16 protein-coding genes and 2 pseudogenes are annotated in these 23,013 nt (G+C 69.3%); 11 read left to right on the top strand and 7 right to left on the bottom strand.

Annotated elements, in window-relative coordinates; genetic code table 11:
- Positions 1–8: 8 nt before the first annotated feature.
- On the bottom strand, positions 9–1,199 hold the full coding sequence (locus tag M2302_RS24240; protein ID WP_280840145.1) for an MFS transporter: 1,191 nt from the start codon (positions 1,197–1,199) through the stop codon (positions 9–11).
- Between the two features lie 83 nt (positions 1,200–1,282).
- On the opposite strand from M2302_RS24240, the gene M2302_RS24235 reads away from it, so the two are divergent.
- Positions 1,283–1,609: a DUF4326 domain-containing protein gene (locus M2302_RS24235; protein WP_280840144.1), complete on the top strand. Its 327-nt coding sequence runs from the start codon at positions 1,283–1,285 to the stop codon at positions 1,607–1,609.
- A 26-nt stretch (positions 1,610–1,635) separates the two neighbouring features.
- Here M2302_RS24235 and M2302_RS24230 read toward each other — a convergent pair whose 3' ends face one another.
- Positions 1,636–3,126: a CoA-acylating methylmalonate-semialdehyde dehydrogenase gene (locus M2302_RS24230; protein ID WP_280840143.1), complete on the bottom strand. Its 1,491-nt coding sequence runs from the start codon at positions 3,124–3,126 to the stop codon at positions 1,636–1,638.
- The gene (locus M2302_RS24225) at positions 3,123–4,412 is read right to left on the bottom strand and encodes an aspartate aminotransferase family protein (RefSeq protein ID WP_280840142.1); all 1,290 of its coding nucleotides are present in this window, start codon (positions 4,410–4,412) and stop codon (positions 3,123–3,125) included. Before M2302_RS24225 ends, M2302_RS24230 begins: the two co-directional genes overlap by 4 nt.
- A gap of 125 nt (positions 4,413–4,537) precedes the next feature.
- Here M2302_RS24225 and M2302_RS24220 point away from each other — a divergent pair, with 125 nt between their 5' ends.
- The 4 genes from M2302_RS24220 (at position 4,538) to hydA (ending at position 10,192) form a co-directional block, all read left to right on the top strand.
- Positions 4,538–6,142 (top strand): PucR family transcriptional regulator, encoded by a 1,605-nt coding sequence (locus M2302_RS24220; RefSeq protein WP_280840141.1) that lies wholly within the window; start codon positions 4,538–4,540, stop codon positions 6,140–6,142.
- Between the two features lie 239 nt (positions 6,143–6,381).
- The gene (locus tag M2302_RS24215; RefSeq protein WP_280840140.1) at positions 6,382–7,938 is read left to right on the top strand and encodes an NCS1 family nucleobase:cation symporter-1; all 1,557 of its coding nucleotides are present in this window, start codon (positions 6,382–6,384) and stop codon (positions 7,936–7,938) included.
- On the top strand, positions 7,935–8,777 hold the full coding sequence (locus M2302_RS24210; RefSeq protein ID WP_280840139.1) for a nitrilase-related carbon-nitrogen hydrolase: 843 nt from the start codon (positions 7,935–7,937) through the stop codon (positions 8,775–8,777). The genes M2302_RS24215 and M2302_RS24210 overlap by 4 nt, the downstream gene beginning before the upstream one ends.
- On the top strand, positions 8,774–10,192 hold the full coding sequence (gene hydA / locus M2302_RS24205; protein ID WP_280840138.1) for a dihydropyrimidinase: 1,419 nt from the start codon (positions 8,774–8,776) through the stop codon (positions 10,190–10,192). The genes M2302_RS24210 and hydA overlap by 4 nt, the downstream gene beginning before the upstream one ends.
- A gap of 26 nt (positions 10,193–10,218) precedes the next feature.
- Here hydA and M2302_RS24200 read toward each other — a convergent pair whose 3' ends face one another.
- On the bottom strand, positions 10,219–11,385 hold the full coding sequence (locus tag M2302_RS24200; RefSeq protein WP_280840137.1) for a transposase: 1,167 nt from the start codon (positions 11,383–11,385) through the stop codon (positions 10,219–10,221).
- A gap of 47 nt (positions 11,386–11,432) precedes the next feature.
- Between M2302_RS24200 and tnpA the strand changes: the two are divergent.
- The 3 genes and pseudogenes from tnpA to M2302_RS24185 all read left to right on the top strand — a co-directional run.
- Positions 11,433–11,829: pseudogene (gene tnpA, locus M2302_RS24195) on the top strand (IS200/IS605 family transposase); the annotation flags it as partial.
- A gap of 73 nt (positions 11,830–11,902) precedes the next feature.
- Positions 11,903–12,895: a TIGR03842 family LLM class F420-dependent oxidoreductase gene (locus M2302_RS24190; protein WP_280840136.1), complete on the top strand. Its 993-nt coding sequence runs from the start codon at positions 11,903–11,905 to the stop codon at positions 12,893–12,895.
- A 636-nt stretch (positions 12,896–13,531) separates the two neighbouring features.
- A complete protein-coding gene (locus tag M2302_RS24185; RefSeq protein ID WP_280840135.1) occupies positions 13,532–14,068 on the top strand; it encodes a winged helix-turn-helix domain-containing protein in 537 nt (178 codons plus the stop codon).
- A gap of 101 nt (positions 14,069–14,169) precedes the next feature.
- Here M2302_RS24185 and M2302_RS24180 read toward each other — a convergent pair whose 3' ends face one another.
- Positions 14,170–18,540: a S8 family serine peptidase gene (locus M2302_RS24180; RefSeq protein ID WP_280840134.1), complete on the bottom strand. Its 4,371-nt coding sequence runs from the start codon at positions 18,538–18,540 to the stop codon at positions 14,170–14,172.
- A gap of 336 nt (positions 18,541–18,876) precedes the next feature.
- On the opposite strand from M2302_RS24180, the gene M2302_RS24175 reads away from it, so the two are divergent.
- The 3 genes and pseudogenes from M2302_RS24175 to M2302_RS24165 all read left to right on the top strand — a co-directional run bounded on the left by M2302_RS24175 (position 18,877) and on the right by M2302_RS24165 (position 20,254).
- Entirely contained in the window at positions 18,877–19,431 is a 555-nt protein-coding gene (locus tag M2302_RS24175; RefSeq protein ID WP_280840133.1) for a winged helix-turn-helix domain-containing protein, read from the top strand.
- Between the two features lie 233 nt (positions 19,432–19,664).
- Positions 19,665–19,979 (top strand): annotated as a pseudogene (locus M2302_RS33185) (transposase); the annotation flags it as partial.
- A 71-nt stretch (positions 19,980–20,050) separates the two neighbouring features.
- Positions 20,051–20,254 (top strand): hypothetical protein, encoded by a 204-nt coding sequence (locus M2302_RS24165; RefSeq protein WP_280840131.1) that lies wholly within the window; start codon positions 20,051–20,053, stop codon positions 20,252–20,254.
- A 109-nt stretch (positions 20,255–20,363) separates the two neighbouring features.
- On the opposite strand, the gene M2302_RS24160 is transcribed toward M2302_RS24165, so the two are convergent.
- Positions 20,364–21,896: an amino acid permease gene (locus M2302_RS24160; protein ID WP_280840130.1), complete on the bottom strand. Its 1,533-nt coding sequence runs from the start codon at positions 21,894–21,896 to the stop codon at positions 20,364–20,366.
- A gap of 897 nt (positions 21,897–22,793) precedes the next feature.
- Entirely contained in the window at positions 22,794–22,982 is a 189-nt protein-coding gene (locus M2302_RS24155; protein ID WP_280840129.1) for a hypothetical protein, read from the bottom strand.
- Positions 22,983–23,013 lie beyond the last annotated feature (31 nt).

Here is a 23,013-nt window from a genome sequence, read left to right as displayed (position 1 = left end):
AGGCTGCGTCAGGTCGCCGGTCGAACGATGGCGAGGAACAGGGCCAGGGCGACGGCCTGGATGCCGGCCACGGTGACGATCACGGCGGTGATCGAGTAGTCGTAGAGGGCGCCGGTGAGCAGCCCACCGACCAGCGTCGCCCCGCCCAACCCGGCGGCGAAGATGCCGTAGGCGGTGCCCCGCCGCGCGGCGGGGACGATGTCGGCGATGGTCGCCCGCATGGTGGATTCCTGGATGCCGAGCACCGCGCCCCAGGCCAGGACTCCGGCAATTGCGATCGCCGGGGCCGTGGTGAAGGCAGCCAGCGGGATCAGGGCGGTCAGCACAGGCACCGCGGCCAGTACCCGGACGCCGGCCCGGTCGTACAGCCACCCGGAGGCCAGCGCGGCGAGCGCGTCGACGCCCATCGCGGCGGCGTACACGACCGGGATCACCGCCAGCGGTACCACGTGCCGGGTGGCGAGGTGGAAGCTGAGCACCCCGAAGGTGGCGAAGCCGGCCGTGGTCGCCGCCGTGAACGCCAGATAGGTCCAGAACACGCGGGGCAGCCGGCCGCCCGGCGCAGCGGGCGCCGCACCGGGTCGAGGGCCCGGTTCGAAGCGGCGCGGGTCGGGCACGCCGGCGCGTAGCCACAGCAGCAGGAGCATCGCCGCCACGGCGGGTACGGCCAGGGCGAGGAACGCGGGCCGGTAGTTGTGGGCGGTGGCGGCCAGTACGGCGGCGACCAGCAGCGGCCCGGCCACGCCGCCGGCCTGGTCGAGCGCCTCATGGACGGCGAAGCCCTTGCCGCGGCCGACTGCCGCGGCGGCGTTCGAGAGCATCACATCCCTCGCCGGGCCGCGGATCGCCTTGCCGGCGCGCTCCGCGACGAACAGCGCCGCAGCCAGCCACAGCGCGGTGGTCAGCCCGAGAGTGGGCACGGCGACCATGGTCACGGCATAGCCGACGAGGACGAGCGGCCAGTAGGCGCGGGTCCGGTCCGCGAGGGGTCCGGTGGCCAGCCGCCCGGCCAGGGCGGTCGCCTCGCCGGCGCCGGTGACCAGCCCGACGACGGTCGCGGACGCCCCGAAGGTGGCCAGGTAGGGGCCGATGACCGACCGGGCGCCCTCGTACACCACGTCCGACAGCAGGCTGACGACACCGAAGGCGGTGACGAACCGCCACGGCGTCCACCTGATGGTGAGCGCGGTGACTCTCACCCGTGCAGTCTGGCCCACCGGCAGGCTGGCCGGGCGCGGATCGGCCCGACTACCGTCTGCCCGGGAGAACCGAGGAGCCGAGCATGCAGCCAACCACAGTCGTCAACCTGAAGGGTCACCGCGACGACCCGGCGTACGCCGACGTGGTCTACGTCGGGCGCGCCATGTATCGCGGCGGCTGGCAGCTCCCCCGCTCCCCGTTGTCCAGCCCGTACCGCCCCGGCCCGGACGGCACCCGGGAGGAGGTCGTCGAGAAGTACCGCGCGTACCTGCTCGACAGCCCCGAACTGCTCGCCCTCCTCCCGGAACTGCGCGGGCGCCGGCTCGGCTGCTGGTGTGTGCCGGAGCGCTGTCACGCCGAGGTGATCGCGGAACTCGCCGACTCACCGCCGGCGTCGAGCCTCCGGTAGGAGGCCCGGCGGAGCCGTCGAGCTGATCAGGTGTTCTGTGGGAAGCCGAGGTTCACGCCGCCGTGGGACGGGTCGAGCCACCTGCTGGTGACCACCTTGGCCCTGGTGAAGAAGTGCACGCCGTGCGGCCCGTACGCGTGCGAGTCACCGAACAGGGAGTCCTTCCAACCCCCGAACGAGTAGTACGCGACCGGAACCGGGATCGCCACGTTGACGCCGACCATGCCGACCTCGATCTCATTCTGGTACCGCCGCGCGGCGCCGCCGTCGTTGGTGAAGATGGCGGTGCCGTTCCCGTACGGGTTGGCGTTCACCACGTCGACCGCCGCGTCGTAGCTGGGGACTCTTACCACCGAGAGCACCGGACCGAAGATCTCGTCGGTGTAGATGGACATGTCCACGTCGATGTGGTCGAAGAGGGTCGGCCCCAGCCAGAAGCCGGCGTCGTCACCGTCGATCGGGTGACCGCGTCCGTCGACCACCAGCTTCGCGCCCGCGGACCGGCCGGCGTCCAGATATGACCGCACCCGGTCGCGGTGCGCCCCGGTGACCAACGGTCCCATCTCGCAGCCCGGGCGGCGACCGTCGCCGACATGCAGTCCGGCGATCCGCTCGCTGATCTTGCCGACCAGCTCGTCGCCGACCGGGTCCACCGCCACGACGACGGAGATCGCCATGCAGCGCTCACCGGCCGAGCCGAAACCGGCCGAGACGGCGGCGTCCGCGGCGAGGTCGAGGTCGGCGTCGGGCAGCACGACCAGGTGGTTTTTCGCGCCGCCGAGCGCCTGCACCCGCTTGCCGTTCCGCGTTCCGGTCTCGTAGACGTACCGGGCGATCGGCGTCGACCCGACGAACGAGACCGCCTTGACCTCCGGATGCGCGAGGATCCGGTCGACCGCCTCCTTGTCGCCGTGCACCACGTTGAACACGCCATCCGGTAGCCCGGCCTCGGCGAAGAGCTCCGCCAGGAAGTTCGCCGCGGAGGGGTCCTTCTCGCTCGGCTTCAGCACCACGGTGTTGCCGCAGGCGATGGCGTTGGGCACGAACCACAGCGGCACCATCGCCGGGAAGTTGAACGGGGAGATCACCCCGACCACGCCGAGCGGCTGCTGGATCGAGTACACGTCCACCTTGGTCGAGGCGTTCTCGCTGAACCCGCCCTTGAGCAACTGCGGGATGCCGCAGGCGAACTCCACCGCCTCCAGCGCACGCTGTATCTCGCCCGCCGCGTCGGAGAGCACCTTGCCGTGCTCGGCGGTGATGATCTCGGCGAGGTCGGACTTCCGGGCGTTGAGCAGTTCACGGAACGCGAACATCACGTTCGCCCGTTGGGCGAGGGAGGCGTGGCGCCACCGGGAGAAGGCTTCCCGGGCGACGCTGACCGCCTCGTCGACGTCCGAGGCGCTGGCGAAATCGACCTGCCCGCCGACCTGACCCGTCGCGGGGTCGTACACGTCACCGGTGCGCTGGGCGATGCCGGTCCAGGCCTTGCCGCCGATCCAGTGCGTGATCCTCATGCCGACACCGCCTCGATCGCCTCGGCGAGGATGCCCAGCGCCTCGTCGGCCTCGTCCTCGGTGAGCGTCATCGGCGGCGCCAGCCGGATCACGTTGCCGTGCAGGCCGCCCTTGCCGACCAGCAGTCCGCGACTGCGCGCCTCCTCCAGCAGGGCGGTCGCGGCCGCGGGGTGGGGTTCGCCGGCCGGGCCGACGAGCTCGAGGGCGAGCATCAGACCCTTGCCGCGTACGTCGCCGACCACCGGATGCGTCGCGGCGACCGAGCGAAGGCCGTGGATCAGGCGGTTTCCCAGCTTGGCGGCGTTCGCCTGCAGGTCGTGGTCGAGGAGGTAGTCGAGGGTGGCGAGGGCCCCCGCGGTGGAGATCGGGTTGCCGCCGAAGGTGGAGATCGAGTTGGCCCGCAGGCAGTCCATGAGTTCCGCGCGCGCGACGACACCGCCGATCGCCAGACCATTGCCGAGTCCTTTGGCGAAGGTCATCGCGTCCGGCACGACGTCGTGCGCCTGGATGCCCCAGAAGTGCTCGCCGGTACGGCCCCAACCGGTCTGGACCTCGTCGGAGACGAGCAGGATGCCGTACTCGTCGAGCACCTTCTTGAACTCGCGGAACAGGCCGTCGGGCGGGGAGGCGAACCCGCCCACGCCCTGGATCGGCTCGACGATCATGCACGCCACGTCGCCGGCGGTCGCAGTCTCGATCACCTCGCGCAGGTCGGCGACGCACGCCTTGACGTAGTCGGCGTCCGACAGGTCCTTGAAGGGGCTGCGGTACCGGTAGCCACCGTGCACCCAGCTCACCCTGATCGGGCTGAGCTCGCTGGCCGACCAGCCGCGGATGCCGGTGATCGCGACGGTGGCGAACGCGCGCCCGTGGTACGAGTTGCGCAGCGCGAGCACCTGCCCGCTGCGGCGGTACTGCGTGGCGAGCATCAACGCGGTTTCGTTGGCCTCCGTACCCGAGTTCGTGAAGAACACCTTCGCGTCCGGGATCCCGGACCGCTGCGCGATCTTCTCGGCGAGCTCGACCTGCGACTCGATCAGGTACAGCGTCGAGGAGTGCAGCACGCCGGTGTCGATCTGCGCGCGGACCGCGTCGCTGATCTCGGCCACGTCGTAGCCGATCGAGTTGGTGAGAATGCCGCCGAAGAAGTCGAGGTACGTGCGGCCCTCGCGATCGGTCACCCGGCGACCGTGCGCGCTGGCGATCTCGATCGGCTCCTCGTAGTAGAGGGCCAGCCACTTCGGCAGCACGGACCGGTGTCGATGCAGCAGCTCCCGATGCGCCATCGCGTCCTCCGTATCTCGTGACTGAGCCGAGTGTCGCGAGACTTCGGTGCTCGCCGCCACCGACAACCTGTACGGGTCGGCACCGATGGCACTACGTTGTGTGCATCCCTCGCACGGGAGGCCGCATGTACCCCACGGTCGCCGAAGCCATAGCGCTGCCCGTGATCCGGCGTGCCCGGCCCCGCGTCGTGGCGGGGTCCGCCGGCTTGCCGGGGCCCGTGCGCTGGGTCCATGCGGCGGAGGTCGCCGACATCGCCCATCTGCTGCGCGGCGGCGAGCTCGTGCTGACCACCGGCATCGCGCTGCCGGACGAGGAAGCGGCACTGACGACGTACGTGGACGACCTGGCCGCGGTCGGCGCGGCGGGGCTCGTGGTGGAGCTGGTCCGGCGCTGGAGCGATCACGTGCCGGACGCGCTGGTGGCGGCTGCGGAACGACACCGGCTTCCATTGATCACGCTGGGGCGGGAGACGCAGTTTGTGTCCGTCACGGAGGCGGTCGTGGCGTTGATCGTGGACGCGCAGCTCGCCGAGCTGCGGGCGGCTGAGCAGGTGCACGAGACGTTCACCGCGCTCACGGTCGCCGGGGCGGAGCCGGCCGAGGTGTTGCGCGAAGTCGCGAGGATCTCCGGGCTGCCGGTCGTCCTGGAGACGCTGGGGCACGACGTGCTGGCGTACGACGCGGCCGGGCAGGACCCGATCGAGCTGCTGACCGACTGGGGGCAGCGGTCCCGGTCCGTGGCAGTGTCCCAACGGACCGCCTACGACGAGGAAGCCGGCTGGCTGATCACCGCGGTCGGCGCGCAGGGCGCCGACTGGGGACGACTGGTGCTGCTCTCGCCGGCCCCTCCCCCGCACCGCCACGTGGTGGTCGCGGAGCGAGCCGCGTCGGCACTGGCGGTGCACCGGCTCGTGGCGCGGGACCGGGAGAGCCTGGAGCGGCAGACGCACCGGATGTTGCTCGCGCAACTGCTCGGCCAGGCACTGCCCCCTCCTGACCTGGCGGCACGGGCGGCCGCGTTGGGCGTTGCGCTGGAACGGCGGCAACTGGTCGGGGTGGCGATCCGGCCGGGGAGCATGACCCCGCGCGCCCCCGCACTGGCCACGCAGGAGGTGTTGCGGGACCTCGCGGAGGCCACCGCGTTGGCCGCGCGGCGGGTGAGCGTGCCAGCCGTGGTGGGCGTCGTGGACGAGACGAGCGTGCGCGCGCTGTTGTCGTTGCCCGCGCAGGCGGCGGTCGACGCGGTCCTGCGCCGCCTGGCCCGAGAGGTGCACCGCTCGGCCGCCAGTGCCGTGGTGGTGGCAGTCGGGACGACGGTGTCGCACGTGTCGGACGTACGGCGCAGTCTGGGGGAGGCCGCGCACGTCGCCGGTGCCGCACTGCGCTCCCCCGGCACCCAGCTCTACCACCGCCTGGATGACGTGCGACTGCGCGGCCTGCTGCACCTGCTGCGCGAGGACGAGCGCGTCCGGGCCTTCGCGCACCGGGAGCTCGGGCCCCTGTTGGCGCGCGATGACAGCCAGGGCAGCCGGCTGGTGGAGCTGCTGCGCTGCTTCTGCGAGCAGGGCGGGAACAAGTCGGCGGCGGCCGGCGTCGCGCACCTGTCCCGGACGGCCTACTACCAGCAGCTGTCGCGGATCGCGCAGGTGCTCGGGGTGTCGCTGGAGGACCCGGAGTCGATGTTGTCGTTGTACGTGGCGCTGCTGGTGCACGAACTCGACGAGGCGTGACGGGTCAAGGGTCCGGCCGGAGGCCCGAATCCAGCCACGGTGGCGATTGACAGCTCCGTGCGGGCATGCCCGTGGACAGAGTGTGCCCCGATCATGGCAAGCGTGGACACTTTGCCGCTGCCCGTGGCGGGTCCGGGGCACCCACCATTCCGAGATAAAGATCGTGCTGATCCGCCCCCACCCGCAGCACGCGCCGGTTGGCCGGCCGCTGTTGCGGCAGCGTGACAGGGAGGTGACCGATGGCCGTTGAACCCCTGCCCCAGGCCGAAACCACCGCGGCCGAGCCGGGCACACAGATCACCCATCCGGATGGTCGAGTCGAGTTGCGTGACTTCTCGACGATCGCCGACAGCCGCTACTTCAACGAGGAACTCGCCCCGGTCCCCATCGAGAAGCGCACCTGGAACACGTACAACTTCGCGGCGCTGTGGATCGGCATGGCGCACAACATCCCCACCTATCTGCTCGCCGCCGGGCTCATCCAGCTCGGCATGAACTGGCTGCAGGCATTTCTCACGATCACGCTGGGCAATCTGCTCGTCCTGATCCCGATGCTGTTGAACAGCCACGCGGGCACGAAGTACGGGATCCCGTTCCCGGTCTTCGCCCGCGCGTTCTACGGAGTCCGCGGCGCGAATTTCCCGGCCCTGCTGCGCGCCTTCATCGCGTGCGGCTGGTTCGGCATCCAGACCTGGATCGGCGGCGAGGCGATCTACGCGATCGCCGGCAAGCTGCTCGGCTCCTGGTGGGTCGAGGCGGCGACGGTGATGGACTACCCGTGGACGCTGTGGGCCTCGTTCTTCCTGTTCTGGGCGATCGAGATGGCGATCATCTGGCGGGGCATGGACACGTTGCGGCGCTTCGAGAACTGGGCCGCGCCGTTCGTCATCGTGGTTGCCGTCGCCCTGCTGATCTGGGTGCTGGTCGAGGCGGGCGGGCTCGGCCCGATCCTGTCCGAGCCGTCGAAGCTGGGCTGGGGCGCCGACTTCTGGAAGCTGTTCGCGCCGTCACTGATGGGGATGATCGCCTTTTGGGCGACGCTGTCGCTGAACATCCCCGACTTCACCCGGTTCGGCGGCAGTCAGCGGCAGCAGGCGTACGGCCAGATTCTCGGCCTGCCGACCACGATGTCGTTCTTCGCCATCCTGTCCATCCTGATCACCTCGGGCACGGCAGTGATCTACGGCGAGGCGATCTGGGACCCCATTCAACTGGCCGCGAAGTTCGAGAACCCGTTGGTCGTCGCGCTCGGCCTGTTCACCGTCGTGGTGGCCACGCTGTCGGTGAACGTCGCGGCGAACACGGTCAGCCCGGCGTACGACTTCTCCAACGCCGCGCCCCGACTGGTGAGCTTCCGGACCGGGGGCCTGATCACCGGCGTGCTCGGCATCCTGATCCAGCCGTGGCGCCTGGTGCAGGACCCCAACATTTACATCTTCGTCTGGCTCGGGTTCTACGGCGGCCTGCTCGGCGCGGTCGCCGGCGTACTCATCGCCGGGTACTGGGTCCGCTACCGCACCAGCCTCCAACTGCCGGCCCTCTACCGCCCCGAGGGCAGGTACTGGTTCTCCGGCGGGTGGAACTGGGCCGCCATCGTCGCCACCGTCGTCGGCGCGGTCCTCGCGGTGGGTGGCGCCTACTCCGCACCCGGCAAGGGGCCGTTCCCGTCCGACGGGCTCATCCCGCTGCTCAAGCCGCTCTACGACTACAGCTGGGTGGTCGGGCTGCTCGCCGGGTTCCTCGTCTACCTGGCGCTGTCGATGCCGCGCACCGCGCACGCGAAGGGGGAAGAATGAGCAACATCGTCCGAGCCGGGCTGGTGCAGCAGAAGTGGACCGGCGACAAGGAGTCGATGATCGCCAACGCGGTCGAGGCCATCCGCAGCGCCGCCTCGCAGGGCGCACAGGTGGTCTGCCTGCAGGAGTTGTTCTACGGCCCGTATTTCTGCCAGATCCAGGACGCGGACTACTACTCGTACACGGAGGCCATCCCGGACGGGCCGACGACCGCGCTGATGCGCGAGGTCGCCGAGCAGCACGGCGTGGTGCTGATCGTGCCGATGTACGAGCAGGAGCAGCCCGGTGTCTACTACAACACCGCCGCGGTGATCGACGCCGACGGCACCTACCTCGGCAAGCACCGGAAGAACCACATTCCGCAGGTGAAGGGGTTCTGGGAGAAGTTCTACTTCCGGCCGGGAAACCTCGGCTATCCGGTGTTCGACACCGCCGTGGGGCGCATCGGCGTCTACATCTGCTACGAGCGGCACTTCCCCGAGGGCTGGCGGGCGCTCGGCCTGGCCGGCGCGAAGATCGTTTTCAACCCGTCGGCGACCAGCCGCGGCCTGTCGGAGTACCTGTGGCGGCTGGAGCAGCCGGCGGCGGCGGTGGCGAACGAGTTCTACGTCGGCGCCATCAACCGGGTCGGGGTGGAGCCGCTGGGCGACAACGACTTCTACGGCCAGTCCTACTTCGTCGACCCGCGGGGCCAGTTGGTCGGCGACGCCGCCTCGGACACCGCAGAGGAGGTCGTCGTCCGCGACCTCGACATGGACAAGCTGGCCGAGGTCCGCGACCTGTGGGCCTTCTACCGCGACCGCCGTCCCGACACGTATGAATCGCTGGTGAAGCCGTGAGCATCGTCATCCGCAACGGAACAGTGGTCAACGCCACCGGGGCGTACCCGGCGGACGTGCTGGTCGAGGGCGAGCGGATCGCGGCGCTCGCCGCGCCCGACTCGGGTCTGGCCGAGCAGTGGGCGGCTGGTGCCGAGCGCGTGATCGACGCCGCCGGGAAGTACGTGGTGCCGGGCGGCATCGACGGCCACACCCACATGGAGATGCCGTTCGGCGGCACGTTCTCGGCGGACAACTTCGAGACCGGGACGATCGCGGCGGCCTGGGGCGGCACGACGACCATCGTCGACTTCGCCGTACAGGGCAAGGGCACGTCCGTGCTGTCCGCGCTGGACAAGTGGCATAGCAAGGCCGACGGCCGCTGCGCGATCGACTACGGGTTCCACATGATCGTCTCTGACGTGAACGACACGTCGCTGAAGGAGATGGAGGCCTGCATCGACGCGGGCGTCAACACGTTCAAGATGTTCATGGCCTATCCGGGGGTCTTCTACGCCACGGACGGGGAGATCCTGCGGGCGATGCAGAAGGCCCGGGACACCGGGTCGATGATCATGATGCACGCGGAGAACGGCATCGCCATCGACCAGCTCGTCCTCCAGGCGCTGGCCAACGGTCAGACGGACCCGGTGCAGCACGGCCTGACCCGGCCGCCCGAGCTGGAGGGCGAGGCGACGTCGCGGGCGATCGCGCTGGCCAAGGTCACCGGCGCGCCGCTGTACATCGTGCACCTCTCCGCCGCGCACGCCCTGGACGCGGTCACCCAGGCGCGCGACACCGGGCAGAACGTGTTCGCCGAGACCTGCCCGCAGTACCTGTTCCTGTCGCTGGAGGATCTGGCCAGGCCCGACTTCGAGGGCGCGAAGTACGTCGCCTCTCCCCCGCTGCGGCCGAAGGAGCACCAGGCGGAACTGTGGCGGGGGCTGCGCACCAACGACCTGTCGCTGGTCTCCACCGACCACTGCCCCTTCTGCTTCAAGGACCAGAAGGAGCTGGGGCGGGGGGACTTCTCCAAGATCCCGAACGGGATGCCCGGCGTCGAGCACCGGATGGACCTGCTCTATCAGGGCGTCGTGAAAGGTGAGATCACCCTGGCGCGCTGGGTGGAGATCAGCTCGACCACGCCCGCCAGGATGTTCGGCCTCTACCCGCGCAAGGGCGTCATCGCGCCGGGCGCCGACGCGGACATCACGGTGTACGACCCGACGGCCCGGCAGACCATCTCGGCCAGGACGCACCACATGAACGTGGACTATTCCGCGTACGAGGGGATGGAGCTGACCGGAAAGGTCTCCACCGTGCTGTCCCGAGGTCGGGTCGTGGTCGACGACAACGCCTTCCACGGCGCGGCCGGGCACGGCAGGTTCCTGAAGCGCGATCTCAGTCAGTACCTGGTGTCAACTACCCGCCTATGAATGGGCAGGCTTGCAGGTCAGTCCCCCTACTGGATGCAGGGTGATGCCGCGTGCGGACGGTTGACTGCGCCCCAGCCCTCGACGCCGCGCTGGGCGATGTTGAGCGCCGCGTTGTGGTCGGCGTGGGCAACGACCCCGCACGACCGACAGTGGAAGGTTTCCTGGTCCGGCCGGTTCCGCTTGTCGCGGTGCCCGCAGCTGTGGCAGGTCTGGGAGGTGTACCGCGGGTCGACCTGGAGCAGCGGTACACCTGCTCGGCGGGCCTTGTAGGCCAGGAAGCTGCCGAGCTGGTGGAACGACCACGAGTGCAGTGTGACCCGTTGGGGCTTGCGGAGCCGGACCCGTTCGCGGATCCCCGTCAGTTCCTCGACGGCGATGCCGCGACCGGTGCGTACAGCCTCGGTCACGATGGTCTTGGCGATGCGGTGGTTGACGTTCGCGGCATGCCGCGCTTCCTTCTTGTTACGCCGGGCCAGCAGCCGCCGAGCCGACTTGGTGCCCTTCTCCTGCAACCGCTTGCGCAGCCGCAGCTGCCGCCTGCGGTAGCCGTTGAGCCGGTCGCCGGCGTAGCCGGTGCCGTCGGAGTCGTAGGCGATGTTGGCGATGCCCATGTCCACGCCGAGGAAGCCGGACGGGTCGATCAGTTCAGGTTCGGCCACCTCGACGGTGGCGTACAGGAACCACATGCCGTCCCGGAAGATCAGGTCCGACTCGCCGATCTTGCTGGTGGCGATCGCCTTGAGCTGGTCGGCGGACCCGGTATAGGCGACGCCCTTGAGCCGGCCGTGCGTGCTCCAGATGGACACGGTCCGGGCATCGGCCTGCCAGGACAGCATCCGGGCGTCATAGGGCTGGGCCGCGTTCCAGCGGAACCCGACCGGGTTGGTCTCGACGTTGCGGCGCCGCTTCGAGCCGGGCTTGCCGTAGTTGCCAGCCCGCAGGTTCGCCTTCAAGGTGGCGTAGGCGTCGGAGACCTTCTTGATCACGTGCTGGGCCGCCTGGGCACCCAGGGCGTAGTCGGCCTTGATCCCGGCGTAGACGTGCTTACGCAGGTCGTAGTTCCGGTACGTTCCGGTCTCCCGGGCCACGACCGCCACGTCGGACGCCGCCGCATTGCACGCGCGCAGGGTCGCCTTCAACGCCGACGCCTGCTCGGGCGTCGGCAGCAACTTCACCTGCACGACCAGCTTCACACGACCACCGTAGCGCTGGCCTGTGTCACCCAGATGGACCCCCAGACCTGGATGTTCGCCGAGGTCGCTCAGTCGTCCACAACCTGCATGCCCACTTGGTCCTCACCACGAAGTACCGGCGGGGCGCGCTCACCGACGGCGGTCCTCACTCGCTGCCAGCAGATCATGGCCGACGTCTGCACCGACTTCCGCGCGGAGCTGCGCGCATTCAACGACGAGGACGACCACGTCCACCTGCTTGTGCAGTACCCGCCGGCCGTCGCACTGTCGAAACCGGTCAACAGCCTCAAAGGCGTATCGGCCGGACTGCGCCAGGAGCACGAACCGCACATGCGCCGGGACCTGTGGGGCGCGGACCTGTGGTCCCCGTCGTACTTCGCCGGGTCCTGCGGCGACGCACCACTCGCCGTGGTCAAGGAGTACATCGAAAACCAGAAACATCCCGGTCCGCAAGAGCGTTCCTCCGGCCCTGAAGGACCGGGGCTCCCGCCTAAGCAACTGTTGAAAAGGAGAAGCCGTGGACTTCGGTGTCGTACTGCAGACCGACCCGCCAGCTCGCGACGTCGTGGCCGGCCTCACCGCCGCCGAGGACAACGGGTTCCGCTACGGGTGGACGTTCGACTCCTGCGTGCTGTGGCAGGAGCCGTTCGTCATCTACTCGCAGGTCCTCGCCGCCACCAAGCACCTGATCGTCGGGCCGATGGTGACCAACCCGAGCACCCGCGACTGGTCGGTCACCGCGTCGCTCTTCGCCACGCTCAACGACATGTTCGGCAACCGCACGGTGTGCGGGATCGGCCGCGGCGACTCGGCCCGGCGGGTCATCGGCCAGCCGCCGGCGAGCCTGGCCACGCTGAAGGACGCGATGCACGTGATCAAGGAGCTGGCCGAAGGCAACGAGGTCGAACACCACGGCACGCCGGTGCGCATCCCGTGGGTGCGGGACGGCCGGCTGGAGATCTGGATGGCCGCCTACGGCCCGAAGGCGCTGCGGCTGGTCGGCGAGCAGGCCGACGGCTTCATCCTGCAGACGGCCGATCCCGACATCGCCCGCTGGACGATCGGCTCGGTACGCGATGCGGCCACCGCAGCAGGTCGAGACCCGGACTCGATCACGATGTGCGTGGCCGCGCCGGCCTACGTGGGCACGAACCTCGCGCACCAACGGGATCAGCTGCGCTGGTTCGGCGGCATGGTCGGCAACCACGTGGCCGACCTGGTCGCGCGCTACGGCGACTCCGGGGTCGTGCCGAAGGCGCTCACCGACTACATCAGGGGCCGCGAGGGCTACGACTACGCCCACCACGGCCGCGCCGGCAATCCGTCCACCGACTTCGTGCCCGACGAGATCGTCGACCGGTTCTGCCTCGTCGGCCCCGAGTCAGCCCATGTCGACCGGCTGCAGGAGCTCAAGGAGATCGGGGTGCACAACTTCGCCCTCTACCTCATGCATGACGACAAGGAGAAGACCCTCTCCTCGTACGGCAAGAACGTGATCACGCAGGTCTGACCCGCCGGCCGTGCCGCCGCACGTGTCAGCGACACGGCCGGAACCACTGGCCCTCGTGGCCGGCGCGGCCGGGTGGATCACGCCAGGCGGCGGTAGTAGTCCTAGGGTCGACGACCCGGCGGTAGACGTCCGCCGCCGGCTCACGGAACGGGGGCGTGGGTAACCGGTCGACGGATGACAAGAACAAAGATCAGGGCAACCGCCTGGATGCCGGCCACGATGATGACCAAAGCTTTTGCGCATGGGCTGGTATCTGCTACGACAATGCGACGGCCAATCGGTACGTTGCCCCTTGCATCGAAGTGCACTATTATTTCAACTGTCTCACCCAAGCTGCGGCTGAAGACGCCGGAAGAGATCCATCACGATTGCCTGAACCGACAGTGGCAGCATTGGAAAACGTTCAGCGACTGTCCGGACGACGCGCCGCGGTCCGAGACTACGCGCTCGGCGGGGCACCGCGAAGAAGACTGCGCGCATGTCCGACAAGCCGTTTCCCCCACACGTTGAAGATCACGCTTCCGATATTGCCCACATTGGGCTGTCCGTTCGCTGGCACTTGTCTGCAGCTGTTGTTCAGCAAGCCGGCAGGGTCACGATGCCGATTGATCGGCGTCACGCAGAAACTGTCCCGGAATGGGTGGGCAACCGGAAGGGGTGGGGATGAGGGGGCTCCCGACCGCGTCCTTGGTCATTGGCATTGCCTCCACGCCGGCCGAACGCAGACAGCTCGCCCGACTGCTCGCCGGGACAGCGGCGGTCCTGATCGTCTCGAGCGTCGATCAGGCGCGGGAGTTCCTCGACGTGGCCCGGACGCCCGACGGCGCGGCGGCTCCGCCCGGCCAGACGGTGAGCGCCGCAGCCGAGGGGGACGGCGGTACACCACCACCAGACCTGAGCGTCGATTCCGACCGACGGGTGCTGCGCTGGCTGGACCGCGAGATCGAACTGACCCCACTCGAGCATGACCTGCTGCTGTGCCTGGTCGGCGCGCCCGGACAGGTCTGGACTTACCAGCGGCTGCACCTCGAGGTCTGGGGCAACGAGCACCTCGGCCGCGGCTCCGACATGCACTCCCTGGTGCGGAGGGCACGGCACAAGCTCGCCCGGCTGGATGCCTCGGCGACGATCCACGCGGTCCGCGGGGTCGGCTTCCGCCTCGCCTCGGCCTGACCACCAGTCGCGTCTGAGGCCGCGGCTCGCAACCTTCGGAACCGGTCCGGCCCGCCTGGTCGGATACCAGGCGGGCCGGATCTGTCAGCTGGCGTCAGCTGTCAGCAGCGGGTAGGGGACAGTGCGAAGTTCTCCACCGCCGGGGCGTTGGTGATCGTCGTTTGACGGGTCTGGGGCTGCCAGCCGTCCTTGGCGACAATGATCGTCAGCGGGTTGTGCTTGCGGTCAATCCAGTAGGCGTACTTGCCCGCCGCGTCGGTGGCGAATGTCCACGACATCGCCTTCGAGTTGACCTGGACGGCCGCACCAGGGAGCGGTGAGCCGGCGCCCTGGCAGTTCGTCCCGGTGACCGTGCCCATCAGCTTGCCCCACGACTTCGGAGGCTGCACGTTCATCGTCACCGCCACCGGCTGCACCGTGTACGGCGTGTTCTCCTTGATCGAAACCGACCCCGAGTAGGTGCCCGGCTGGTCGACGTTCGCCGTCATCCCGACGGTGACCGTGACCTTCTCACCCGGCGCCAGCGTGGCTGCCGTCTTGTCGATCGTCATCCAGCTGACGTCCGCGCCGCCCTCGGCACACTCCTCGAGCCCGGGCAGCGCCTCGCTGTCCGGCATCGCGTTGAAGCTGCCCGACGAGCCACCGATCTTGTAGAAGCCACACGCGGCGCCACCGCGGTACCGCGGGGTGTTGGCGTTCGGCAGGTTGGACCACGCGTTGGTTGCCGGGTCGTAGGCGAAGCCGGCGTTGGTGATGGCTCCGCCCTGCACGCCGCCGACAACGAGGAGCTTGCCGTTCGCGACGGCGAACGAGCTGGCCCAGCTGTCCGCCGGCGCGTCGGCGACGGCGGTCCAGGCGTTGGCGCCCGGATCGAAGGCATAGCTTGCCTTCAGAACCGCAGACCCGTCGTTACCGCCCGTGCAGTAGACGACGCCGTCGATCCCGCCGCAGGAGAGGAACGCCACCGACTTGGGGTAGTCGGGCAACGTCTCCCAACTGTTGCTGCCCGGGTCGTACCGGACGACGTCGTTCGACATCGGCAGGCAGCTCGAGGTCGTGCAACCCCCGACGCCGTACAGCTTGCCGTCGACGACCGCCTGCCCGGCAGCGGAGCGCGGCGCGGGGTTGTCGGCCTTCGCGGTCCAGGAGTTGGCCGCCGGGTCGTACGACCAGGTGGTGGCGTCGGGGCCGGACGCCCCCCAGCCGCCGGTCGCGATGATCTTCCCGTCCACGACGCCAACGGTCATGGCGTTCCGTGCGGCCGGAAGATCGGCGATCGACGTCCAGCTCTGGGCGATCGGGTCGTAGACGTAGTTCTTCGTCGTGGACGCCGATCCGTTGCCGCCGGCGATCGAGTACACCTTGCCGTCCAGGTTCACCACCCGGTTGTCCATCACGTTGGCCGGGTAGTCGGCGATGTCGGTCCAGGGCTCGGCCTGCGGGCCGACCGTGGCGGAGGTTGCCGTGGCCGCCTTGCCGGACACCCTCGCGGCCAACGACGTCGGGGCGTCGAGCCGCTGCTCCGGTGCGCCGCTGGCCGCGAGGACCTCCTGCTTGTTCATCTGGGACCCGTCGGCCCGCAGGAGTACGAACCCGCCGTCCCGCTCACCGAACTCGACGTCGACCGGCGCCCCGCCGGTGTTGGTCACCGTGAAGGTCTTGTTGACCTTGCCGGTGGGCATCTGGACCGTCCCACTCACCTCGGTCGGCTGCACCGACAGCCGGCCGGCCGCGAGCTGGAAGTCCGCGGCGGTCGCCCCGTCGGCCCGGACGTCGACCTGCTTGGTCTGGCTGACGTAGTTGCCGGCCTTCGCGGTGAACTTGTGCTGGTCGGTCAGCGACGAGAACATCCAGTAGAAGCCGTCCGCCAGTTCGGTGTCGTCCGGCGTCGCCGCGGTGGTGGCCGTCTCAGCGGGCCGGTCGTCGCTGGTGACGGTGGCGCCGTTGACGTAGCCGTCGTCGTTCTTGTCCCGGACATGACCGAGCACCAGGCCACCGTTGGTCGGCTCGCAGTTGACCTCGCTGCCGATCAGCACGTTGTCGACCTGCCACCACCATTCCCACTGGGCGTCGTAGTAGTGGAACCGGACCCGGGCCTGCGCCTGGCCCGCGGCCTGCGGGATCGGGACCTCGGTCACCCGCGGTCCGCGGAAGTCGGCCGCCTGCCGGAGCACGTTGGTCCAGGTGGTGCCGCCGTCGAGGCTGAGGTCGACGTCCGCACGATCGGAGCCCAGCCAGTTGTAGTCCTGGTTGAACCGGACGACCGGTGCCGCGACGCCGGTCAGGTCGACGACCGGGCTGACGAGGGAGGTGTCCTGTCGGCCACTACTTCCGTAGTTGTCGCTGTCGATGACGGCGAAGTTGCCGGTGCCGCCGGTCAGGTTGCCGCGATCGCCGGTGTCGGTGAACTCCCAGATCTGACCGGTGCCGAGGTGGTCCACCACGGACCAGCCGGCCGGCACGGTGGTGCCGTCGAAGGTCTGATAGACACCGTCTGAGCCGTACCGGTATCCGGGGGCCGTCGTGCAGGCGTTGGTGTTGACCGGTACGGCGACGTCGTTCGTGACATCGCCCGAGCCGACCACGACCTCCTTGGTCACGGTCTGGTAGCCCGGGTACTTCGCCTCGACCTTCACGCTGTACGTTGCGCCCGTCGGAAGCTTGAAGCTGTAGCGGCCGTTGGCGGGCGTGGTGTAGTCGGACACGCCCGACGGACCCTCGACGCTCACCTTCGCGTAGAGCGGCCAGCCGTGGCCAGAGCCGTCGGTGACCGTTCCGCTGACCGTGACGCTCGGCACCGCCGTCAGCGCGACGTTGGTCGTCGTGGTCGTGTCCTTGGTGACCGTCGCCGACACCGTCTTGGTTTGGTAGCCGAACGCCGACACGGCCACCTGGTAGTCGCCGACCGGAAGCAGCGACGAGTACTTGCCGTCACTCCCGGTGGTCAGCTGGCGGGACGCCGCACCGGTCAGGGCCACCGTGGCACCGCCGATCGGGGCGCCGCTGCCGGCGTCGGTGATCGTTCCGGCCAGGGTGCCGGTGTCGCCGATCGGGGCGGAGTTGAGCAGCGCGAGTGCGTCCAGCCGGCCCTCACCGTAGACGTTGTTGTCGTCCGCGGTGCCACCGCACTGGAGGTCTTCCTTGTCGACCGCCGTGTTGTCCAGCAGCGCACGGGTCGCGTTGACGTCGCCGACCAGGGCCGGTGCCGCCGACCACAGCAGCGCAACCGCGCCCGCGAGGTGCGGGGCCGCCATCGAGGTGCCGTTGAAGCTGGCGTAGCTGCTGCCCGGAACGCTCGACCGGACGTTCACGCCAGGTGCAGAGATGTTGGGCTTGATCTGGCCGTCCTGCCCGGAACCGCGGGAGGAGAAGCTGGCGATGTTGTTGTTGATGTCGTACGCGCCGGCCGAGTAGTTGCTGGTCCGGCTGCCCGGGGAGCCGCTGGTCTGGCACGCCGGACCGTTGTTGCCGTTGGACCAGGCGCCGAAGATGCCCGACGCCGTCCACGCGTTGGTCACGTCCTCCATGAACGGATCGTTGGAGGGCAGCGTGGTCCCCCACGAGTTGTTGATGATGTTCGGGCGCTTGCTGGCATCCGGGTTCTGACCGTTGAGGTCCCTCGGCTCGAGCAGCCACTGGCCGGAGGTGATCAGTGCGGCGTCGGTGGGGCAGCAGCCGTTCGCCGCGATCCACTTGACGTCGGGTGCGACGCCGATCTGGTTCGCACCGTCGGCGCCGGCCATCGTGCCCATCGTGTGCGTGCCGTGGCCGTTGCTGTCACAGGGCGCGGCGGCGCAGGTCCCGGCGGCGTTGAACCAGTTGTAGTTGTGGTCGAACGTGCCGTCGCCGTTGTTGCCGCGATAGGAGTTCACCAGCGCCGGGTGGTTGAACTGCACCCCGGTGTCGATGTTCGCCACCGTGATGCCCGCACCCTTGACGCCGTACTGCGACCAGACGTCGTCGGCGTTGATGTTGGCGATGCCCCACTCGAAGGCGTTCACGGTCTTCTCGTCGGTGCCCTTGGTGACCTCGGGCACCTTGTAGGCGACCGGGGCGTACAGGCCCTCGACCTCGGCGTGGGCGGCGAAGCTCTGCGCCATCGCCAGCGAGCCGCTGCTGACCTTGATGGCGTTGGTCGCCCAGAACGTCTGGTACTTCGCGCCCGCGCCGTCGAGCTCAGCCCGGATCTTGGCCTGGCTGTCGGCGGCGGTCTTCCTCAGTGCGTCGGCGACTGCCGTACCGCGCTTGGCCCAGTCCTTGATCGCACTCGCCTGGCTCAGGTCCGCCCGGTCCTTGAAGTGGATCCAGAAGTCCCCCTCGCTCTTGGCCTGGAGTTGCTGTGCGAGGTCCGGGCGAATCTTGTCCGATGGGGAGGCGACACCTGCCTCTGTCCCGGCCAGCGCCGCCTGCGCACCTGAACCGGTGGTGGCCAAACCTGTCGCGGCGAGGACCATCGCCGCGCCGGCGCTCACCAGACACCTGGCTACGCGCCTCCTGTGTGGACGTCTCAGCATCGCTGCTGCCTCCTTCACAACGACCCGCGGATGATCGAGCCCTGGTGAAGGGTGCAGGAGACCTCATCTCTCGTTTGACGACAACGGTACGGAAGAACCCCCACGCCCCCCAGGCGCCGTGCGGGTCACGCCGGCTGCCCGTCTGGACACTATGATCTAGCGGAGAGGACGATCAAGGACGCGACGTAAGCAACTTGTCACTAACGGTTGGCTGGCCGACGGCAGGCTTGACAATTATTGTCACGACCAAGACGAAGCTGGGCAGAAATTGCCCAGCGTTTCCGGGTAGGTACGGTGGCCAAGGACGACGAAAGCACTGTGCCGGGCGGGTCCGATCCGGCCGAGGAGCTGTTCCCGCTGTTGATCGCGGTGACGCCGTCGCCGGCCGAGCGGATCCGGCTCGCGGAGCGCCTCGACGGCATCGCGCCTCTGCTGCTGGTCGCCGACCTCGACGAACTGCGCAGGCTGATCGCGACCCCGCAGCAGCTTCCCGGTGCGTCGTCCGCGCCAGCACCCGCCGCCGCCGTGCCCGCGGCAGCGGACACCCTGCTGATCGACTCCGCCCGGTCCACCGTCCGCTGTCGGGAAGGCGAGATCGACCTGACCCGACTCGAGCACGACCTGCTGGTCTGCCTGACCGCCGAGCCGGTCCGGGTCTGGAGCTACGCCGAGCTGCACCGGTCGGTCTGGCGGGACGAGGCGCTGCAGCGCAAGGCGGACGTGCAGTCCCTGGTGAAGCGGCTGCGGCGCAAGCTCAACGAGCTCGGCACCGGCGTCACCATCGACGCGGTGCGCGGTGTCGGGTTCCGGCTGACCGACCACCAGCGGCCGAACGTCGGTGGTGCGTGACGCCTGCCTGACTTGGGCAATTTGCGTTTCCGATTTTGCCGCTCTCCTTGAACAGGCGCAGTCCACCGGCGGAGGATCCGGTCGTGCAAGCAACCACGGTCGTCAACCTGAAGGGCCACCGCGACGACCCGGCGTACGCAAACGTGATCTACGTCGGGCGCGCCATGTATCGCGGCGGCGGGCGTCTCCCGGGCTCTCCCCTGTCCAGCCCGTACCGTCCGGGACCCGACGGCGCGGTGCGGTTGGCGCCGGGTGATGACGCCGCGGCAGTCACCGCCGGGCACTGCGGAACCTCGTGGGGCGGCTGATCGGCCGGGCAGTGGCAGGCGGGTGATTCGAACATCCTGGTGGTGGCTGACGTCGGCTACGACGCGCCCCGGCTGGCGTTCCTCCTGCGTGATCTGGCCATGCAGGTCCTCGCGCGGATGCGCTCGGACCGAGTCCTGCGCCGGGCTGTGCCGCCCCGCTTCCGGCGCGACCAGCACCTCATGCGGACCGGTCACGCGGTTGATGACGACCGGGTTGAACCGCGCCAACCGCTTGGGTAGAACCCTGGCCACCATGTTCCCTCAGGCGCGATCGAAGCGCCGGGCGACACTTCGATCGCGGTGTCAGCAAGGTGACCGCCTTCCCGGATGTGGCGTGGCGCAGTGAGCACATCGACGCGCTGGCCGCCAAGTTCATGCTGAAGCCGGGAAGCTTCGACGTGCTGGCTGCCATGGACTCGATGCTGCACGAGCCGGGCACCCGGACCCGCGATCTCAGCGACACCGCCGACAACCGCGAGGTGACCGCGGCCCTCGTCGAGCGGGTCGACGGTTGAGCCGCGCCGTGGCCGACACGGCCGGGCCGCGGCGGCCGTCGGGCATCCGCCGGTAGCAATGGACCGATGGCGTAAGCGCCGGGAATCCTCGGCCGGGACGATCAGCCGGTCAGCGCGGCGGGGGCGACGAGGAGCCGAAACCGGTGTCGAGGTCCGGCTGGCCAGGCATCGGTGGGCCTTCCTGCCCGTCGTGGGCGAGGCGACTGCGCCGACGGCCGTAGAGGAAGTAGACGACGATCCCCAGCGCCATCCAGGCGAAGAACCGCAGCCAGGTCTCGACGGTGAGGAACAGCATCAGCACGGCGCAGGCCACCATCGCGAGAACCGGAATCACCGGTCCCCAGGGGACGCGGAAGCCGCGAGGCAGGTCCGGCCGGGTACGGCGCAACAGGATGACCGCCGCCGCGACGAGGACGAACGCGAACAGGGTGCCGATGTTGACCAATTCCGCGAGTTCCTCCAGCGGGATGAACCCGGCGAGCACGGCCACCACCACGCCCACGATGATGGTGATGCGGTGCGGGGTGCCGAAGCGCGGATGCACCCGCGCCAACCAGCGCGGCAGCAACCCGTCCCGACTCATGGCGAACGCGACCCGGCTCTGCCCCAGCATCAGGATCATGACCACCGTGGTCAGCCCGGCGAGAGCGCCGACGGTGATCAGGTTGGCGATGAACGGCTGCCCGACGGCCTGGAACGCCGCAGCCAGCGGTGCCGCCGTGTCCAGCTCGGCGTAGTTCTGCATTCCCACCACCACCAGTGAGACGGCGACGTAGAGCGTGGTGCAGACAGCCAGCGAAGCGAGGATCCCGCGCGGCACGTCGCGCTGCGGCACCCGGGTCTCCTCGGCCGCGGTGGCCACGATGTCGAAGCCGATGAACGCGAAGAACACCAGCGCACCCGCGGCGAAGATGCCGCTGATCCCGAAGTTGGCGGGGGCCTGCCCGAAGACGGCCTCCAGCAGGGTCGCATCGGCGCCGGAACCGCCCGACGCCGGCTCGGCCGGCGGGACGAACGGCGTGTAGTTGTCGCGCTTGACGAAGAACAGTCCGGCGACGATCACGAAGAGGACCACTGCCACCTTGATGGTGACCACCACGGCGTTCAGCCGCGACGAGACCTTGATGCCGGCGACCAGGACCGCGGTGAGGATCAACACGATCAACGCGGCGGGCAGGTTGAACGCGCCGCCCTCGCCCCCGGTGATGGCGGGCGGCAGCGTCACCCCGAGCGTCTCAAGGAGCACTGCGAAGTACTGTGACCAGCCCACGGCCACCACCGCAGCGGCGAGGACGAACTCCAGGATGAGGTCCCAGCCGATGATCCACGCGATCAGCTCGCCGAGCGCCGCGTACGAATAGGTGTAGGCGCTGCCGGCGACCGGCACGGTGGATGCGAACTCCGCGTAGCACAGCGCCGCCAGCGCGCAGGCGATACCGGCCACGACGAACGACAGCGCGACCGCCGGCCCGGCAGTCTGGTTCGCGGCCACCCCGGTCAGCACGAAGATGCCCGTACCGATGATGACCCCGATGCCGAACACGGTGAGATCCAGGCCGGACAGGTCCTTGCGAAGCCGGTGCTCCGGCTGCTCCGTGTCGCGCATCGACTGCTCGACGGACTTCCTGCGCAAGAGGCTCACAACCAGTCACCTCACCGTCTCCCCGACCTGATGTTGCCCACGAATGACCCGAATCAGGACGAACAAACCTGGCGCGTGGTGCCTGCCGTGCCTTCTTGCGCAGGCCGGGCGGGAAATGGACCCGCCGTCCGGCGCGAACGACGCTCAGTGGCGGCCATGCACCCCTCACCCGTGACCTCAAGCAGCGCGGGGACCGCAGCCGCATCGTCGTGGTGTCCGCCGGGGCCACGAGTTGGCACACGAGGGTGACGGTTACCAGCAGCACGCGCTGCCGTCCGCGTTCTCGGGCCCTTTCTCGAGGGGCTGCGGACCGGCGCCGCCGACTGCGACGGCAACGGGATCATCAGCGTCCGGGAGGCCTTCGAGTAAGCGGCGGTCCGGATGGTCGACCGGGAGCACCGGCAGACCCACAGATGCGGGCCGCCGGCGTCGGGGACCTGACGCGCCCCGGCGGCCCGAGCTGATTCCGGGCGACCTCCTCGCGCTCACGCCCAGCGGACTCGCACCAGTCCAGCGCGCCCCACACGGGCCAGGCGTTGCGCGGGGAGGTCGGGGGCGACCAGGTCGAGGTACGCGTACACCTCGACCTGGTCCAAGCCGCAGCGCCCGCACCGCACCGGCTGGAACCGCCGCTCGCGGACCCGCCACCGGGAGGGCCCATCAGGCCAGCCAGCGCTGAGACGGACGGCGAGGTCGACGCGCCCTGTCCGGCCCGGAATCGCCAACCGACGACACGCGGCAGCGGCCTTCTGTCGATCTTGCCGACCTTCGTGGTGAGTAATTCCTCCACGACGGCTCGGAGTGGTGTCCAGGACGGCGGGCCACCCGGACACCACCATGCCTGTCACGCCGTACGCAGCCAGCCGAGGGTCTTCATGGTGGAGAGGCTGGTCGCCTTCAGGCCAGCGTCGGAACGGTCCAGAGGACTCCGTCGACCACCAGTGACCGGCGGATCTGCGCCGGATCCTCGCCGCGGCGCGTGCCCAGCGTGTGGTCGACCGTGCCGACCTCGGTGAACCCGCCGTCGCCGACTCGCAGAGCCAGCGCCACGTTGCTCGGCAGGCCCGGGCTGCCAGGCTTGCTCACGGCGCCGTGGCGTAGACGGTCAATGGGAGAA

This window comes from Micromonospora sp. A200 (genome assembly GCF_029893845.1).
Taxonomy (GTDB): Bacteria; Actinomycetota; Actinomycetes; order Mycobacteriales; family Micromonosporaceae; genus Micromonospora; species Micromonospora purpureochromogenes.
The sequence above is the reverse complement of the archived record's forward strand: the minus strand, read 5'-3'. Positions and strand labels throughout refer to the sequence as shown.